Source organism: Paenibacillus sp. Y5S-9 (genome assembly GCF_036894235.1).
Taxonomy (GTDB): Bacteria; Bacillota; Bacilli; order Paenibacillales; family Paenibacillaceae; genus Paenibacillus.
The window spans coordinates 6,036,181-6,052,706 of sequence record NZ_CP145887.1; the positions used below are offsets into that span (position 1 = coordinate 6,036,181).

The 16,526-nt window shown below is 47.5% G+C and carries 9 protein-coding genes, 13 tRNA genes and 4 rRNA genes; 3 read left to right on the plus strand and 23 right to left on the minus strand.

Annotated elements, in window-relative coordinates; genetic code table 11:
• Positions 1 to 141: 141 nt before the first annotated feature.
• Positions 142 to 2,934, minus strand: coding sequence for a phosphoenolpyruvate carboxylase (ppc, locus tag V6669_RS26520; protein WP_338588638.1), 2,793 nt, complete (start codon positions 2,932 to 2,934; stop codon positions 142 to 144).
• Positions 2,935 to 3,511: 577 nt separating this feature from the next.
• Between ppc and V6669_RS26525 the strand changes: the two genes are divergently transcribed.
• Positions 3,512 to 3,847 (plus strand): WGxxGxxG family protein, encoded by a 336-nt coding sequence (locus V6669_RS26525; RefSeq protein WP_338588639.1) that lies wholly within the window; start codon positions 3,512 to 3,514, stop codon positions 3,845 to 3,847.
• A gap of 237 nt (positions 3,848 to 4,084) precedes the next feature.
• Here the strand turns inward: V6669_RS26525 and V6669_RS26530 are convergent.
• The 19 genes from V6669_RS26530 to V6669_RS26620 all read right to left on the minus strand — a co-directional run bounded on the left by V6669_RS26530 (position 4,085) and on the right by V6669_RS26620 (position 11,929).
• Positions 4,085 to 4,155, minus strand: a tRNA-Gly gene (locus tag V6669_RS26530).
• A gap of 10 nt (positions 4,156 to 4,165) precedes the next feature.
• A tRNA-Pro gene (locus tag V6669_RS26535) sits at positions 4,166 to 4,239 on the minus strand.
• A gap of 15 nt (positions 4,240 to 4,254) precedes the next feature.
• A tRNA-Arg gene (locus V6669_RS26540) sits at positions 4,255 to 4,331 on the minus strand.
• Between the two features lie 7 nt (positions 4,332 to 4,338).
• Positions 4,339 to 4,413, minus strand: a tRNA-Gly gene (locus tag V6669_RS26545).
• A 10-nt stretch (positions 4,414 to 4,423) separates the two neighbouring features.
• A tRNA-Leu gene (locus V6669_RS26550) sits at positions 4,424 to 4,504 on the minus strand.
• Positions 4,505 to 4,510: 6 nt separating this feature from the next.
• Positions 4,511 to 4,586: transfer RNA gene (locus V6669_RS26555), tRNA-Lys, on the minus strand.
• A gap of 9 nt (positions 4,587 to 4,595) precedes the next feature.
• A tRNA-Gln gene (locus V6669_RS26560) sits at positions 4,596 to 4,670 on the minus strand.
• Positions 4,671 to 4,681: 11 nt separating this feature from the next.
• A tRNA-Val gene (locus V6669_RS26565) sits at positions 4,682 to 4,757 on the minus strand.
• Positions 4,758 to 4,764: 7 nt separating this feature from the next.
• A tRNA-Glu gene (locus tag V6669_RS26570) sits at positions 4,765 to 4,836 on the minus strand.
• A gap of 10 nt (positions 4,837 to 4,846) precedes the next feature.
• A tRNA-Thr gene (locus V6669_RS26575) sits at positions 4,847 to 4,919 on the minus strand.
• Positions 4,920 to 4,922: 3 nt separating this feature from the next.
• Positions 4,923 to 4,998 (minus strand) — tRNA-Asn (locus V6669_RS26580).
• Positions 4,999 to 5,081: 83 nt separating this feature from the next.
• A 5S ribosomal RNA gene (gene rrf, locus V6669_RS26585) occupies positions 5,082 to 5,198 on the minus strand.
• 81 nt (positions 5,199 to 5,279) lie between these two features.
• Positions 5,280 to 8,205: ribosomal RNA gene (locus V6669_RS26590) — 23S ribosomal RNA — on the minus strand.
• Positions 8,206 to 8,408: 203 nt separating this feature from the next.
• Positions 8,409 to 8,484 (minus strand) — tRNA-Ala (locus V6669_RS26595).
• A 22-nt stretch (positions 8,485 to 8,506) separates the two neighbouring features.
• Positions 8,507 to 8,583 (minus strand) — tRNA-Ile (locus V6669_RS26600).
• Between the two features lie 36 nt (positions 8,584 to 8,619).
• Positions 8,620 to 8,736, minus strand: a 5S ribosomal RNA gene (gene rrf / locus V6669_RS26605).
• A gap of 158 nt (positions 8,737 to 8,894) precedes the next feature.
• Positions 8,895 to 10,447: ribosomal RNA gene (locus tag V6669_RS26610) — 16S ribosomal RNA — on the minus strand.
• Together the 16S, 23S and 5S rRNA genes with 13 tRNA genes alongside form the textbook arrangement of a ribosomal RNA operon.
• A 480-nt stretch (positions 10,448 to 10,927) precedes the next feature.
• Complete coding sequence (locus V6669_RS26615) at positions 10,928 to 11,158, minus strand: hypothetical protein (RefSeq protein ID WP_017692114.1); 231 nt, start codon at positions 11,156 to 11,158, stop codon at positions 10,928 to 10,930.
• Positions 11,159 to 11,311: 153 nt separating this feature from the next.
• Positions 11,312 to 11,929 (minus strand): stage II sporulation protein M, encoded by a 618-nt coding sequence (locus V6669_RS26620; RefSeq protein ID WP_338588640.1) that lies wholly within the window; start codon positions 11,927 to 11,929, stop codon positions 11,312 to 11,314.
• A gap of 121 nt (positions 11,930 to 12,050) precedes the next feature.
• On the opposite strand from V6669_RS26620, the gene pdaB reads away from it, so the two are divergent.
• On the plus strand, positions 12,051 to 12,827 hold the full coding sequence (gene pdaB / locus V6669_RS26625) for a polysaccharide deacetylase family sporulation protein PdaB (protein WP_338588641.1): 777 nt from the start codon (positions 12,051 to 12,053) through the stop codon (positions 12,825 to 12,827).
• Positions 12,828 to 12,927: 100 nt separating this feature from the next.
• On the opposite strand, the gene V6669_RS26630 is transcribed toward pdaB, so the two are convergent.
• Positions 12,928 to 13,560, minus strand: coding sequence for a KinB-signaling pathway activation protein (locus tag V6669_RS26630; protein ID WP_338588642.1), 633 nt, complete (start codon positions 13,558 to 13,560; stop codon positions 12,928 to 12,930).
• A 125-nt stretch (positions 13,561 to 13,685) separates the two neighbouring features.
• On the opposite strand from V6669_RS26630, the gene gerD reads away from it, so the two are divergent.
• Positions 13,686 to 14,435: a spore germination lipoprotein GerD gene (gene gerD, locus V6669_RS26635; RefSeq protein ID WP_338588643.1), complete on the plus strand. Its 750-nt coding sequence runs from the start codon at positions 13,686 to 13,688 to the stop codon at positions 14,433 to 14,435.
• Positions 14,436 to 14,523: 88 nt separating this feature from the next.
• Here gerD and V6669_RS26640 read toward each other — a convergent pair whose 3' ends face one another.
• Together V6669_RS26640 and cwlD are read right to left on the minus strand one after the other, a co-directional pair.
• On the minus strand, positions 14,524 to 15,624 hold the full coding sequence (locus V6669_RS26640; RefSeq protein WP_338588644.1) for an Mrp/NBP35 family ATP-binding protein: 1,101 nt from the start codon (positions 15,622 to 15,624) through the stop codon (positions 14,524 to 14,526).
• Between the two features lie 79 nt (positions 15,625 to 15,703).
• Entirely contained in the window at positions 15,704 to 16,459 is a 756-nt protein-coding gene (cwlD, locus tag V6669_RS26645) for an N-acetylmuramoyl-L-alanine amidase CwlD (protein ID WP_338588645.1), read from the minus strand.
• Positions 16,460 to 16,526: the final 67 nt, after the last annotated feature.

Genomic DNA, 16,526 nt, shown 5'->3' on the forward strand with positions numbered 1-16,526 from the left:
TCCGCCAAAAACAGTAAAAACGGGAACTCCCGCAGGAGTCCCGTTTCATCTCTCACTCCGTAGAGCAGAGAATGGAGCTTTTATTCAACAAAGTAATGGGTACTTTGTTACATATAATTATCCAATGCAGCAGTTCAATCATCAACCTGTGTTACGCAGTCCTGCAGCGATGCCATTGATTGTCAGCAACACTTCTCTGAGCAGTTCCGTATCATCCTCACCACGTTCACGCATATCTCTGAGCTCGCTCAGAAGTTGAACTTGCATGTAGGACAACGGATCTACATAAGGGTTACGAAGGCGAATGGACTCTTGAATAACCGGTACATCATCCAGAATTTCAGCTTCTCCGGTAATTTTCAGAATCAGCTCTTTTGTGAGCTTGAATTCGGCTTCGATCTGACCGTATATGCGATCACGGGCTTCCTTGTTCGAAGTCATGGCTGAATATTCTTTGGCAATCACCAGATCTGCCTTGGCTACGGCCATCTGTACCGTATCAATTAATGTACGGAAGAATGGGAAGCTTGCATACATTTCTTTCAGGACAACCAGATTTTCCTCTTTATCCTGATAGTAACTTTGCAATCCTGTTCCTGCCGCATACCATGCCGGAAGCAGATAACGACTTTGAGTCCAAGCGAATACCCAAGGGATCGCTCTCAGATCTTCAAACTTATCGCTATTTTTACGCTTGGATGGACGGGAACCAATATTCAGCTCACCAACCTCCGGAAGCGGCGTTGATTCTTTGAAGAAGGTAAAGAAGTCTGGATCACGGAAAATCAAATCCTGATATTTCGTCAGAGATACTTCCGAAATCTCTTTGATGATGCTGTCCCAATGACGTTCGGATGCTGACTCTTGCGGCTCAAGCCCATTAAGTGCTGCTGTGATTAGAGCCGAAGTTGCCTGCTCCAGACTGCGGTATGCAATCCCCTGAAGGGAATAACGGGAAGAAATAACCTCTCCCTGCTCCGTAATCTTGATGCCTCCACCAATCGTATGTGGTGGTTGAGCAAGAATACTGCGGTTGAGTGGCATGCCGCCACGTCCAAGAGCCCCGCCACGTCCATGGAAGAACTTCAGCTTAACGCCGTGTTCATTACCTACAGCCGTGATGGCATTCATTGCTACGCGCAGTTCCCAGTTGGCTGTAACCACTCCGCCATCCTTGTTACTATCTGAATAACCAAGCATGATTTCATGCAGTTCATTCCGCCCTTTTACGCTTGCGCGGTATACAGGAAGGTTGAACAGCTTCTCCATAATGTCCGAAGCCGCATGTAGATCATCAATCGTTTCAAACAGCGGTACCGCTTGAAGTGTAGATACAACGTCACCGTTGTGACCTTTGGTGAATAAGCCCACTTCCTTGGCAAATACCATAACTTCCAGCAAATCACTTGCGCCCTGCGTCATACTGATCAGGTAACTAGTGATACACCCGTTCCCAAATTCATTCTGGGCACGCTTAATGGTACGGAAGACATCCAGACACTCTTTGGTTCCCTCCGTGTATTGGTGATAAGGAGAAGTAAGCGGACGTGGATCATCCAGCAAACGAGCAAGCAGATCAATTTTACCGTCTTCAGTCAGACGCGCATAATCCTCTACAATGTTCATTTTGGCTAAAATTTCCGACATCGCATTTTCATGTTCCTTACTGTGCTGACGCACATCCAAAGCTGCGGTATGGAAACCAAACAATTCGACTTGACGAATCATTTTGCGAATGGTCGTATCTGCTACGTAATCTGCAAAATGATGGCGCAGACTTCGATCAATAATCATAAGTTCATCAATCAAATCCTGTGCGCTATGATAACGGTCAGGCTGACCTAATTTGTTCTCATCCAGTACATTGTTCAGCTTGGCAATCATATAGGCCAATTTGATGCGGTATGGCTCTTTTTCATTCCGCCAGATATCCACTTTTTTCAATGTAACAGATTTACGGTCCTGCTCAATCGACTGCACCAGCTCATCCGATACATGAATGATGTTTGTGCTGAAGCTGAGATGGCCCATAAGTTCAATCATAATCCGTTGGTATTCACGCAAAGCAAGCTTGCGTTGCATCAACAGCGTCTGCCATGTTACATCTGAAGTTACCGAAGGATTTCCATCCCGGTCTCCACCGATCCAGGAACCGAACCGCAAATACGTCGGCACATGCCAGTCATGGTCAGGATAAAATTTGTTCAGGCAGCGTTCCAGCTCCTGATATACATCCGGAAGTACGTGGAACAACGTTTCATGAAAGTAATACATCCCGTTCCGCACTTCATCGAGTACAGTCGGTTTGCGGTCGCGAAGTTCATCTGTCTGCCAGAGTGTAATAACCTCATTCAGCAGTTTCTCCCGCAACTGTTCACGTTCACGCAACGTCAGCGTAGGATTATCAAGTGACATGACGTCTTCGGATATCCGCTTGTGGATGTCCAGTATAACCCGGCGCATGGCTTCGGTTGGGTGAGCTGTCATAACGAGTTCCAACGATAAATCGTCGAGAATCTCTTCCACCTCTGTATGAGACAGTCCACGTTCCTTAAGATCCTGTACTGCTTTCTCAATCGATCCTGGCTGCACAGCGTCCCCTGCAGAACGTTCATAATCCCGTTTACGCCGGATCCGATGGTTTTGTTCAGCAATATTAACTAATTGAAAATAAATAGCGAAAGCCCGAATAACCTGATGACGATTGTCCGAGTCTAATTCCTGGATCATCGTTTTGAACTCTGCATAGAGTTCTGGCAGAAATTCTGCACGCAACGATTTGCTCGTTTCCCGAATCTTCTCAACGATATCTAGAAGCTCCGTGCCGCCTTGATGGACAAGAACTTCTCCGAGTATATTGCCCAGGAACCGCACGTCTCGCCGAAGCAGGTTGTTGGATTGGCTTTTGCTGGCGGTTACCATAGTTTCAGTCATGCTTATCCTCCCATCTGATCGTTCCATTCGTACACGTAAATTTGACACCTTCATAACATCATACAATAAAATGGTACGAAAATCTTTATTTTTCTACTAGAAAAAATGGGGATTATCCCCGATTTACAGCACAAAAACACGCTTTTTTATTCATTTTCTTGTTCTGCTTCAATTAATGGTCATATACTGTCGCATGATACCTTTTTCACGTACTTTAGATAAATCAAAAGTCTCATACCTATTCTTAAAAACTCATAAATATACAGTTATTTTAGATATGATCCCATGTACCTGATCTTAAGGTTTAACCGCATAATTCCATTGTTTGAGAACAGATGATATACAAAGAAACATGACCGGCAAAGCAAGCTTTTGTATACTTTACCACAGTGACGCAATAAATTAAAGATGTAATTATAATTTTCTTCCCACTACAGTCTGCTTATTAGGGGAGCTTCTTATGTACTTTGTTAATTCTCTGTAGTCAAAGGGATATCTTAACAGACCATTTTTACATATTGTCCGTGTCTTCTTGGGCAGATTAATTTATAGCTCTAACCAAAAAGGAGGAATTCAAATGATGAAGAAAGGTACAACAATTATTGCTTCCGTGCTTCTGGTGGCCGCGATGGCTGGCCCTGCTGCTGCAGATGGTCATATGTCCAAAGGAATGGATACAACCGGCTCACGTGTCCGGTCTTATCAGGACACCAACTACATGGATCGCACAAACACCAATCTGAATATGGATGGAAACTACCGCAACAATGGTGACTATCGTACCAATAGTGTTCGTGCAAACGCCACAACAACCGACCGTGACAACGGAATGGATTGGGGCTGGCTCGGTTTGCTGGGACTGCTTGGATTAGCTGGCATGCGTAGAAGAGTGACGGATCACAACGAACGTTAAATTGTATTCACGTCACGTTTATAATAGCTGCTACGTCTTATAAGCAGCTCATCCACAGAGATACACAGAAGAGCCAAGACCCCTACACTATTGAGATAGGAAGGTCTTGGCTCTTTTTTTATATTAACCTGTACTTGTACCTTACATAAAATATTATATAAAATAACTGCTAATTCTTACGTTAATATAAATAAAAAAGCCTCTGCATCTGCAAAGGCTCTTTCATTATGTCCTGTAAGCGGGTGATGGGAATCGAACCCACGCTATTAGCTTGGAAGGCTAAAGTTCTACCATTGAACTACACCCGCATAACAACAATCGGGATGACACGATTTGAACATGCGACCCCCTGGTCCCAAACCAGGTGCTCTACCAAGCTGAGCTACATCCCGATACTAAAAAAATAATGGCGCGCCCTGAGAGATTCGAACTCCCGGCCTTTTGATTCGTAGTCAAACGCTCTATCCAGCTGAGCTAAGGGCGCAAAATATTGGAGCGGAAGACGGGAATCGAACCCGCGACCCTCGCCTTGGCAAGGCGATGCTCTACCGCTGAGCCACTTCCGCAAATAAAGGATGCGCGTGGAGGGACTTGAACCCCCACGTCAAAGACGCTAGATCCTAAGTCTAGTGCGTCTGCCAATTCCGCCACACGCGCATATGATGGTGAGTCATGAAGGGCTCGAACCTTCGACACCCTGATTAAAAGTCAGGTGCTCTACCAACTGAGCTAATGACTCATACTAAAATGGCTGGGGATATAGGATTTGAACCTATGCATGACGGAGTCAAAGTCCGTTGCCTTACCGCTTGGCTAATCCCCAAAAAAATAATATGGTGGAGGCTGAGGGGATCGAACCCCCGACCCTCTGCTTGTAAGGCAGATGCTCTCCCAGCTGAGCTAAGCCTCCAACTATATGACCCGTAGGGGATTCGAACCCCTGTTACCTCCGTGAAAGGGAGGTGTCTTAACCCCTTGACCAACGGGCCCCATTTCCAAAGCTCTCAACCGGGATCGAACCGGTGACCTCATCCTTACCATGGATGCACTCTACCTACTGAGCTATGAGAGCAAATGGCTCCCCGAACAGGGCTCGAACCTGTGACAACTCGATTAACAGTCGAGTGCTCTACCAACTGAGCTATCAGGGAATAATATGCATTTGCAGGGCAAATGCAATTCATCGTACAACGTCCACATGCAGAGCCTGTTTTCTATGTATGATGAAAGAGTTCGCTTGCGGCGTCCTACTCTCCCAGGACCCTGCGGTCCAAGTACCATCGGCGCTAGAGGGCTTAACGGTCGTGTTCGGGATGGGTACGTGTGGAACCCCTCCGCCATCGCCACCAAACGCATAGCTTAGCTTACATTTCAGAGATCGTTCTCTGAAAACTAGATTCGAAACGAAACACGCGAATTACAACTTGCATATTTGGATAAGCCCTCGACCGATTAGTACTGGTCAGCTCCATGCATTGCTGCACTTCCACCCCCAGCCTATCTACCTCGTCGTCTTCAAGGGGTCTTACATACTGGGAAATCTCATCTTGAGGGGGGCTTCACGCTTAGATGCTTTCAGCGTTTATCCCGTCCGTACATAGCTACCCAGCGGTGCTCCTGGCGGAACAACTGGTACACCAGCGGTACGTCCATCCCGGTCCTCTCGTACTAAGGACAGCTCCTCTCAAATTTCCTACGCCCACGACAGATAGGGACCGAACTGTCTCACGACGTTCTGAACCCAGCTCGCGTACCGCTTTAATGGGCGAACAGCCCAACCCTTGGGACCTACTTCAGCCCCAGGATGCGATGAGCCGACATCGAGGTGCCAAACCTCCCCGTCGATGTGGACTCTTGGGGGAGATAAGCCTGTTATCCCCAGGGTAGCTTTTATCCGTTGAGCGATGGCCCTTCCATGCGGTACCACCGGATCACTAAGCCCGACTTTCGTCCCTGCTCGACTTGTAGGTCTCGCAGTCAAGCTCCCTTATGCCTTTGCACTCTTCGAATGATTTCCAACCATTCTGAGGGAACCTTTGGGCGCCTCCGTTACTCTTTAGGAGGCGACCGCCCCAGTCAAACTGCCCACCTGACACTGTCCCCGCACCGGATTACGGTACCAGGTTAGAACCTAGATACGATCAGGGTGGTATCCCAACGTTGCCTCCACGCAAGCTGGCGCTCACGTTTCAAAGGCTCCCACCTATCCTGTACAGATCGTACCCAAATTCAATATCAAGCTGCAGTAAAGCTCCATGGGGTCTTTCCGTCTTGTCGCGGGTAACCTGCATCTTCACAGGTATTAAAATTTCACCGGATCTCTCGTTGAGACAGCGCCCAAGTCGTTACGCCATTCGTGCGGGTCAGAATTTACCTGACAAGGAATTTCGCTACCTTAGGACCGTTATAGTTACGGCCGCCGTTTACTGGGGCTTCGGTTCACAGCTTCGGATTGCTCCTAACCACTCCCCTTAACCTTCCAGCACCGGGCAGGCGTCAGCCCGTATACTTCGCCTTACGGCTTCGCACAGACCTGTGTTTTTGCTAAACAGTCGCTTGGGCCTTTTCACTGCGGCCCCCTCGTGCTATTCACACTACCGGGGCACCCCTTCTCCCGAAGTTACGGGGTCATTTTGCCGAGTTCCTTAACGAGAGTTCTTCCGCGCGCCTTAGAATACTCTTCTCGCCTACCTGTGTCGGTTTGCGGTACGGGCACCATCACCTGGCTAGAGGCTTTTCTTGGCAGTGTGAGATCATGACCTTCGCTACTACAATTTTCGCTCCCCATCACAGCTTAGCCTTACAATGTGCGGATTTGCCTACACATCAGCCTTACTGCTTAGACGGACATCCATCAGTCCGCGTCACTACCCTACTGCGTCCCCCCATTGCTCATAACGGCTTACGGTGGTACAGGAATTTCGACCTGTTGTCCTTCGACTACGCCTTTCGGCCTCGCCTTAGGTCCCGACTTACCCTGAGCGGACGAGCCTTCCTCAGGAACCCTTAGGCTTTCGGCGGATCAGATTCTCACTGATCTTTTCGTTACTCATACCGGCATTCTCACTTGTATAATGTCCAGCGCTCCTTACGGTACACCTTCAACCCTTATACAACGCTCCCCTACCCCTGATGCAAAGCATCAAGCCATAGCTTCGGTGGTGTGTTTAGCCCCGTTACATTTTCGGCGCAGAGTCACTCGACCAGTGAGCTATTACGCACTCTTTCAATGGTGGCTGCTTCTAAGCCAACATCCTGGTTGTCTGTGCAACTCCACATCCTTTCCCACTTAACACACACTTGGGGACCTTAGCTGATGGTCTGGGCTGTTTCCCTTTTGACAATGGATCTTAGCACTCACTGTCTGACTCCCGGAAGTAAGTCTATGGCATTCGGAGTTTGACTGAGCTTGGTAACCCTTGCGGGCCCCGCACCCAATCAGTGCTCTACCTCCACGACTCTGTTTTCCGAGGCTAGCCCTAAAGCTATTTCGGGGAGAACCAGCTATCTCCGAGTTCGATTGGAATTTCTCCGCTACCCCCACCTCATCCCCGCATTTTTCAACATGCGTGGGTTCGGGCCTCCAGTGCGTGTTACCGCACCTTCACCCTGGACAGGGGTAGATCACCCGGTTTCGGGTCTACGTCCACGTACTATGTCGCCCTATTCAGACTCGCTTTCGCTGCGGCTCCGGCTCTTCACCTTAACCTTGCACGGGAACGTAACTCGCCGGTTCATTCTACAAAAGGCACGCCATCACCCCTAAAACGGGCTCTGACTTTTTGTAAGCACACGGTTTCAGGTTCTATTTCACTCCCCTTCCGGGGTGCTTTTCACCTTTCCCTCACGGTACTGCTTCACTATCGGTCGCTAGGAAGTATTTAGCCTTGGCAGATGGTCCTGCCGGATTCATACGGGGTTTCACGTGCCCCGCACTACTCGGGATCCGTCTCGGAGGGAACAGACTTTCAACTACAGGGCTTTTACCTTCTTTGGCGGGCCTTTCCAGACCTCTTCGCTTAACCGGTTCCTTTGTAACTCCATGTGAGACGTCCCACAACCCCAAAGAGCAAGCTCTCTGGTTTGGGCTTCTCCGCGTTCGCTCGCCGCTACTGACGGAATCACTATTGTTTTCTCTTCCTCAGGGTACTTAGATGTTTCAGTTCCCCTGGTATGCCTCTACACAACCTATGTATTCAGTTGTGAGTAACTGGAAATTACCCCAGCTGGGTTTCCCCATTCGGACACCCCCGGATCAAAGCTTGCTTACAGCTCCCCGAGGCAGTTTCGTTGTTCGCCACGTCCTTCATCGGCTCCTAGCGCCTAGGCATCCTCCGTGTGCTCTTAGTAGCTTAACCATATCGCTCGTGTTCGAGCTGTCACTCCGCTTGGTTTGCTTGCGCAAATCCAAAAGTCGTTCCATTTCGATCACTCGCTCATGCAATCTACCTTATAAAAACACTTCACTTGTTTACACAAGATCAGCTTAAAGGAATGTTCTAATTCGCGTTTGTTTCGTTTCGATATCTAGTTTTCAAAGAACAAACTTGTAAATCATTTTTGGTGGAGCCAAGCGGGATCGAACCGCTGACCTCCTGCTTGCAAGGCAGGCGCTCTCCCAGCTGAGCTATGGCCCCATATAAAGTTTAAAGGTATAGATGGTGGGCCCTGGTGGACTCGAACCACCGGCCTCACCCTTATCAGAGGTGCGCTCTAACCAACTGAGCTAAGGGCCCACATTACATATACTATTTGAACCCAAAATGGGTTACGCTTGGCGGCGTTCTACTCTCCCAGGACCCTGCGGTCCAAGTACCATTGACGCTGAAGGGCTTAACGGTCGTGTTCGGGATGGGAACGTGTGGAACCCCTTCGCTATCGCCACCAAACGTTTGAGAGTTTGAGCTCTCAAAACTGAGCAACGAGTGAGTTTCTTATGCTCTTCATTTCATCCACACCGAAGTATCGGACCGAAATGAATCGCTGTCGCAGGTTCTGAGAACCTGCTTATTTGAATGTTTCCGTTGCAGGAAACGATTCTCCATAGAAAGGAGGTGATCCAGCCGCACCTTCCGATACGGCTACCTTGTTACGACTTCACCCCAATCATCTATCCCACCTTCGGCGGCTGGCTCCTTGCGGTTACCCCACCGACTTCGGGTGTTATAAACTCTCGTGGTGTGACGGGCGGTGTGTACAAGACCCGGGAACGTATTCACCGCGGCATGCTGATCCGCGATTACTAGCAATTCCGACTTCATGCAGGCGAGTTGCAGCCTGCAATCCGAACTGAGACCGGCTTTGTTGGGATTGGCTCCATCTCGCGATTTCGCAGCCCGTTGTACCGGCCATTGTAGTACGTGTGTAGCCCAGGTCATAAGGGGCATGATGATTTGACGTCATCCCCACCTTCCTCCGGTTTGTCACCGGCAGTCTATCTAGAGTGCCCACCCGAAGTGCTGGCAACTAAATATAAGGGTTGCGCTCGTTGCGGGACTTAACCCAACATCTCACGACACGAGCTGACGACAACCATGCACCACCTGTCTTGAATGTTCCGAAGAAAAGGTACATCTCTGCACCGGTCATTCAGATGTCAAGACCTGGTAAGGTTCTTCGCGTTGCTTCGAATTAAACCACATACTCCACTGCTTGTGCGGGTCCCCGTCAATTCCTTTGAGTTTCAGTCTTGCGACCGTACTCCCCAGGCGGAGTGCTTAATGTGTTAACTTCGGCACCAAGGGTATCGAAACCCCTAACACCTAGCACTCATCGTTTACGGCGTGGACTACCAGGGTATCTAATCCTGTTTGCTCCCCACGCTTTCGCGCCTCAGCGTCAGTTACAGCCCAGAGAGTCGCCTTCGCCACTGGTGTTCCTCCACATATCTACGCATTTCACCGCTACACGTGGAATTCCACTCTCCTCTTCTGCACTCAAGTCACCCAGTTTCCAGTGCGATCCGGGGTTGAGCCCCGGGATTAAACACCAGACTTAAATGACCGCCTGCGCGCGCTTTACGCCCAATAATTCCGGACAACGCTTGCCCCCTACGTATTACCGCGGCTGCTGGCACGTAGTTAGCCGGGGCTTTCTTCTCAGGTACCGTCACCTTGAGAGCAGTTACTCTCCCAAGCGTTCTTCCCTGGCAACAGAGCTTTACGATCCGAAAACCTTCATCACTCACGCGGCATTGCTCCGTCAGGCTTTCGCCCATTGCGGAAGATTCCCTACTGCTGCCTCCCGTAGGAGTCTGGGCCGTGTCTCAGTCCCAGTGTGGCCGATCACCCTCTCAGGTCGGCTACGCATCGTCGCCTTGGTGAGCCGTTACCCCACCAACTAGCTAATGCGCCGCAGGCCCATCCCCAAGTGACAGATTGCTCCGTCTTTCCAGTTTCCTTCAGGCGAAGAAAACAACTATTCGGTATTAGCTACCGTTTCCGGTAGTTGTCCCAAACTTGAGGGCAGGTTGCCTACGTGTTACTCACCCGTCCGCCGCTAACCATCAGAGAAGCAAGCTTCTCTTCAAGTCCGCTCGACTTGCATGTATTAGGCATGCCGCCAGCGTTCGTCCTGAGCCAGGATCAAACTCTCCAATAAAGTATTGAAAAGAGCGATAAGCTCATTTTGAATCTGACGAGATCAAAAATCTCATTTGTGCTCCAGTCGATTCAAGCCAAGGCTTGTCTCAACTTTCGCGTTCATTCTGCAAGCAGAATGTTTACTCACTCGTTGTTCAGTTTTCAAAGATCAAACATTCAATTTAGTGCTGTTTTTCATGTTGCCGTCGTTTCAGCGGCGACTTTTATAATATATCATGTTGAAGTTCTCTTTGCAAGCATTATTTTTTCGATTATTTTCAATCGCTTTATTTTAATGCTTGTTTTAGTGAATCGCTCCTAAAAAAGGAACGAAAATTAATTTACCATATGAAATTAGAAAGGTCAACCCTTTTTCGACAAAATGTATGAACCCCCTTTAACAATCTCACATTCTCATGGTTCAGAGGTACAGCACCCGCTAACAAGAGCCGCACCTCACTTCCATTACTGTAAAGCGAATATATGACCAGCTTCAGCATTACGGCTTCGACTTTTTCAGCTTCCCACCTCTTGCATACTTGGACAACTCTTTTGGTGGGGCAAAGCGTGCATACATGCGGAACACAGTCTTATATCGGCTCGCGATAGCATATTTGATCTCTTGGTCAAGACGATTATCACTTAGATCGAAAAGCATCTCATCTAATTCTTTACGCAGCACATAGTCTAGCTCCTTGCATTCCTTCTCGTTAAACAACATACCCAGCATTAGAGTTCTCCTTTTTGTGCATAGCCTCTTTATCACACTTACACAAGTTTCATGCAACACCCCGTGCATTCGCTTTTGTGGGTGATGCTGGAACCCGTTTTATTGTTATGGTCAACTTTCTGAAAATTTATGAATGCCAACCATCACAAAATTTTATCCTCTCACCAGAGTATACGTAAGTGTGCTTTCGATGATTGCTGCAACAAGAAGCAAGATGACAACCCAGAAGGATGCCGTTAACGTCCTATACATGAATGTTCTCCACCGGCTACCCATCGTATTTCGCTTGTCACTTCCAAGTTGTGCAAGGCTTTTGATAACCAGACCACCAAACTTCAGTCCGAAGGCGCAAGCAATAATAATGACCGGAATCTCAATAATGCCATGCGGGAGTAAACCTTTAACCACAATATCATAGAAGCTTGCTCCATAATTCATCGTGGTGTGCACCACAAATCCAAGGACCATCCCATTGATCAGCAGGAAGATGACAGGCAGAATTCCGAAGAATATACCGGCATAGATGACAAGTACACTTTTGATGGCATTATTGAAAAAGATAAACAGAAAGAAGTTCCATTGCACATTTCCCCCCTGCTCCAGCCGTTCACTGACTTCACGTAATCCTCCGATTTGGTTCAATAACAGTTCTTCCAGTGGCCCTGTACTCACCCATCCTGCCCCTATACCAACAGCAAACAAAACTACGGACCAAATTAATGCACTGCGGATGGAACCAAGATCTTTAAGAAATGTACTGAATTTTAACATAATAACCTCCTGTAGAATCTAAAATGATGGACAAACAAGGATCAGTGACGAATAACTGGGCAGTACGAGCATACATTGGAGAGTAAACAAGCATTCTTATGGGAGAGGGGCGCTTATTGAAATGAACTCGTTCTATGTATTTAGCGGCAAAAAGATTAAACGGTACCTGATTGTCCTCGTTGCTGCCATCTTTGCAATCGGTATTATCTATCTGGAGAGAGGCAATGTCTCCGTATTCTCGGAGGAAGCACCATCAGCCGTCTACAGCGTTCCAACCGAGAAGAAGGTAATCGCACTTACCTTTGACATTAGCTGGGGGGATAAACGGACAGAGCCGATTTTGAAAGTTCTTCAGGAGAATAAAGTGCAGAAGGCAACCTTTTTCCTTTCCTCCCCCTGGAGCAAGACACACCCCGAAATTGTTACTGCCATCAAAGAGGCAGGATATGAAATTGGCAGCCATGGTCACAGACATGAGAACTACAGCAGCCTGACTGAGGAAGAAATTCGCAAAGAAATTTCGACAGCTCATAGCATTTTAACCGATTTAACGGGAAAAGAACCGAAATTACTACGTCTGCCCAACGGGGACTTTGACAAGCGAGTGCTTCAGGTAGCCAATAGTCTGAATTATCAGGTTGTGCAGTGGGATACCGACTCCTTGGATTGGAAAAACCCTGGTGTACAGACCATTGTTGATCGCGTGGTTAGTAAAGCACATCCGGGTGACATCGTGTTACTGCATGCAAGCGATTCCTCCAAACAAACGCATGAAGCACTCCCTGTCATTATCGACAAATTGAAAAATCAGGGTTATGAATTCGTTACTGTCTCGGAATTACTGAACCATTCCAGTGTCGAGGGCAAAGAAGTTCGTGACCAAGCCAGTAGTCAATAAGTGGTTGATTGCTAGAGCTACAGCTCGAATACGAGTGTAAAAGTTGAAAAGAGCTAACCAGGTTAGCTCTTTTTGGTATGTTTTTTATGCAAATTGAATTCTATGCTCGGCTTTCTTTCAACTGTTCTGCCTTTCCACTTACACTCCGGTTCGTAGATACATCCACCAGCCTGTGCAATATCAGCATTTGGTATGCATTACATAGGAGCAAGGGAACCACAATAAATATGGTTGCAGCATTTACATCAATACGTAATACGCCGATCGTCTCCACTATGGTGACGGCAATCATGAAGAAGAGTGTAGGTACAAGCGCGGAGAGATGAGTGAGCTTTACTTTAACGTAAGCGGTAACAATTGCAGCTGCCAAAATAATGAGACCTAGCACAATATCCGATATGCGCTCCCGGTCTCCCCCAACAAACAGACGTAAAAACATCACGTCAAACAGGGCTAACACCGTTAATACTACTTGCACGATCTGCCAACCGCGCTTAGGAAATACACCTTTACCCATATAATTCAATATCAGATATGCAAAGAAACCCATTTGTGAATAAACGCTGATCATAACCCCTGATCCAAACAGAATCAGAAGATACAGAAGAAAATCATTCAATCCATTTGTTTTCTCCCCGTTCACCAGCATCATAATCAAACCTGTACCCAATGCTCCCGCGGCCCCAATAAGCAAGGCTGTCCAAAACAGGAAAAACCATTTACGTAAATTCAAATGTTTTCCACCCCCGAGTGTTTATTTTACCAATCTTCTCAGCAAAAAACCATCATCGCTCAACATATTTCCCCCTTTCCCATCACATACTACATCCAGTATCTAATCAAGGAGGGATTGTACACATGAAACGGCCTTTGTGGCAGCTATGCTGTGTCGTACTGGGGCTATCCGTCATGCTTGCCGGCTGCGGTTCAGATCAGAGTTCTTCGCCTCCTCAGGGCAGTTATAAAGAGATGAAAACAATGGTTGTAGATATTTTGAAAAGTGATGAAGGCAAGAAAGCGGTGGAGGAAGCTCTTACAGGTCAAAGCTCATCCAGCGGTAGCAGCGGTTCTGAAGAAGGCGGCGGTTCGGGTGGTGCTTCGGGATCCATTGGTATGAAGATGTTAATGCCTGTGCAATCTTCGGAACAAATACGTATTGCAGTAAAAGATACCATCACAGCTCCCGAATATAAAAAGGAATTCGAAAAGATCATGACCGATCCGCAGTTTGCGGGTGAATTTGCCAAAGTGATCAACGCACAAAGTAAACAACTTCATATGCAATTGATTAAAGATCCCACATATCAAAAGTCTGTTGAAGACATCATGAAGTCACCTGAGGTATCCAAGATGTTCATGGATATGACGAAGACTCCAGATTATCGTAAACAGACGATGACTGTCATGCAGGAAGTGATGCAAAACCCGTTGTTCCGTATGGAAGTACTCACTTTGCTCAAGAAGGTAGTGCAGGAGGAATTGCAACCCAAAGTAGAAAGTGGCGGACAACAAGGGCAAGAGCAAGGCGGACAGCAAGACGGTCAAGGCCAAGGTGGTAGTGATGGCGGAGATGGTGGTAGCAGTGGAGATTCGGGCGGCGGATCATAAACAGTAGGTGTTAATACGCACCACAGATACTGAAAAGCCTGCATCCAAATGGACGCAGGCTTTATTTGTATTTATAACACTCATACCATTAGAATTTGGATTCAATGGACCGGGCAACTTCATCGTAGATAGCCCCTATACGGGAATCTGCTTTGTAAACAGAAGGTGAGAAATCAGGCTCGGAAGGATGATTATCCGGCGTGCCTAATGGAATCTGGGCAAGCAGGCTCGTATGCAGACTTTCCGCAAGTCTTCCCCCGCCACCACGACCAAAGACATAATCCTTCTCTCCGCAACTGCCACACTCATAGTAAGCCATATTCTCAACCACACCAAGTAACTCATGATCGGTCTGAATGGCCATCGCACCCGCACGTGCTGCGACAAAAGCTGCCGTTGCATGCGGCGTGGTAACGATGATTTCCTTGCTCTGTGGCAACATCTGATGCACATCCAAAGCAACATCTCCCGTACCTGGTGGCAAATCCAGTAATACATAATCTAATTCGCCCCACTGGACATCCGTAAAGAATTGACGCAGCATCCGACCTAGCATGGGTCCACGCCAGATTACCGGGTTATTCTCCCGAATAAAGAAGCCCATCGACATGACTTTGACGCCAAAACGTTCAACCGGTTGAATAACGCCATCTTCAACGACCGGATATTCTTCAATCCCCATCATGTCGGGTACACTGAAGCCATAGATATCCGCATCAATTAAGCCCACTTTCTTGCCTTGACGTGCCAAAGCTGCAGCGAGATTAACGGTTACCGTTGATTTACCAACGCCACCTTTACCACTGGCCACGGCAATAAAACGAACACCTGATTCAGGACTTAACAACTCATGTCCATCCAGACCCGCTGCATGACCTTTTACGAGCACTTCGTCCCGATCTGGCTCATTATCGGGTTGTCCCATATTCAGGCTCTCACGATCATGCTCAGAAGCTGCACGCACACGAATATGTACATCCTTCAGTCCGTGCTGGGACAACAAATTACGCGCTGCATCACTCAAGGCTGTTGTATCCTCAGGTCGATTTTCCAGTGTCACTATGGTCAGAGCCACATGATTTTCTTTCACCATAATATCTCGAACCCATTCCAGTTCGGTCAGACTTACTCCCAATTGCGGTTCTTGTAATGGCTGTAATAGTTCAAGTATCTGTTCTTTTGATAACATCAGACAGCACCTCAGCTTTATCTATTGGCATGTAATTAGGTATGCTGATCCAATTATATCATTACCTTTCTTGTTCTGACTAACTTTTAGGCCGTTCTCCTGAGGAATATCTGAGAATTCCATTATAGATCGAAGCAGCTACCTTGCGTTGATAAGCTTCGTCGGCAAGCATACGTGCCTCTTCCGGATGAGAAAGGAAACCCACTTCTACCAGCGCTGAAGGGATCTTCAGAGCCTGTAACAGATAAACCGTATTCACCGTTTTGGCGATTCGATCTGTATTCTCCAGATTACGAACCATCTCTTGTTGAAGCAAATTGGCCAAACCTTCGTTATCCGGATGGTTAGTTGTATAGAAAACCTGGGCTCCACTCCATCGGTTGGACGGGACGCTGTTCATGTGAATGCTAATAAAGAGATCTGCTTGCTTATCCTCTATCCGCCGTACTCTTTGTTTCAGATCTTCCGTCTTGCGTTTGGAGTACCCCTTGGTGTCCGATTCCGCCAGATCCGTATCTATTTCTCGTGTCATAACCACTAAAGCCCCTGCCTGTTGCAAATAATCTCTCACATACAGGGCGATAGACAGGTTGATATCTTTTTCAATAACCCCCTGTTTACTCACCGCTCCCCCATCTGGACCTCCGTGTCCTGCATCAATGGCAATGACTTTACCCGCCATCGGCAAGCTCCAATAACTTGACGTCTTGGCGGAAGGCAGCTCATAGGACATTACCGCCACTAACATGGCCAGCAGACAGAGGCTCAGCATGACCCTTTTAAGTGTTTTTAACCTAATCCAAACTACAAAGTGTTTCCCCATATTTTTACGCATAAAAAAAACCACCTCGTCCCTATAAATGACTCTAATCATCTATATGGGACAAGATGGACAAATATAC